The sequence below is a fragment of the Treponema sp. R8-4-B8 genome (genome assembly GCF_054786175.1).
Genome location: NZ_BDHE01000125.1, coordinates 1 through 1,065, shown reverse-complemented (window position 1 = coordinate 1,065; position 1,065 = coordinate 1). Strand labels below are relative to the sequence as shown.

Annotated in this window: 1 pseudogene; it reads left to right on the top strand. The window is 44.4% G+C overall.

From position 1 onward, the window contains the following. A pseudogene (locus ACYVRA_RS07335) lies at positions 1-1,065 on the top strand (alpha-amylase family glycosyl hydrolase); the annotation flags it as partial.

Here is a 1,065-nt window from a genome sequence, read left to right as displayed (position 1 = left end):
GCAAAAAGGAGACCTCAGTGTAAAATTTAAAATTATTCTCACCGGGCTGGAAGAAAAATCCGCGCATTGGGCAAAGAGCCGAAAAACTCTCATGGAGTTTCACGTAAATAGCGATGTACGCCATGAGTACGGACTTAGCGACAGCCTCTTTTCATTAACGGGGAACGTGGTTTTTGCGGACATTAAACAGTGCAGAGAACTTGCAAATAAATTCAACCTTAAACAAGACCCCGCTCATCCTGAGCGGTTTATAAAAGCCGGCCATCTTTATGCGATGGGGCTAATCGATGAAATCCTGCACTATGTTGTCGCGCTTTACCGCGAGCAGGTTCAAGGCGATGTTTTTGAAACTGCGCTGGAAAGGTTGAACGTCAATCTTGGCGAAGGCAAAACCAACGGCCTATTAAATGAGTTTTCCAAACAGTTCCCTCCACGTCCTGTGTACAAGGGTGAAAAAAATGTTGAGCAATACCTTAAAAGCAAAGAAGATGGCGAAAGTTGCCGCGCACTCTCTATAGAAGAAACAACGCTCCTGTCGCTTGCAAATTTAAATCCAGCGTTTAAACCTTTCAAATTTTTATTTGACGATAAAAAACTTTCCACAAAAACCGCCTACCATGACGCAATCGAAGAAATAAAAGCGCACTTAAAAGAAATGCCGGTCTTCGGCCCGGACGGCATGAACCTTTGGGACTTTCTCCGCTCACCTGCAATTCAATTCCCCGACTCTCTTTTTGCACAACTTGATTATATGCGAAAACATTGGGGGCTTCTCATTTCAAAATTCATGGCGCGACTGCTGATGAGCCTTGACGTAATAAACGAAGAAAACAAACCTACATTCTTCGGCCCCGGCCCTAGCGAAGTTTTAACTTATGCCGGGCTTGATGAATACGAAAAATTCAGCCCCGACCTTGACTGGATGCCCAACACGGTGCTAATGGCAAAGAGTACTCTTGTCTGGCTTTTTCAACTTTCGCAAAAATACAAAAGAGAAATCACCCGCCTTGATCAAATTCCCGATGAAGAAATTGACGAACTTGCCCGTCGTGGTTTTACCGGCTT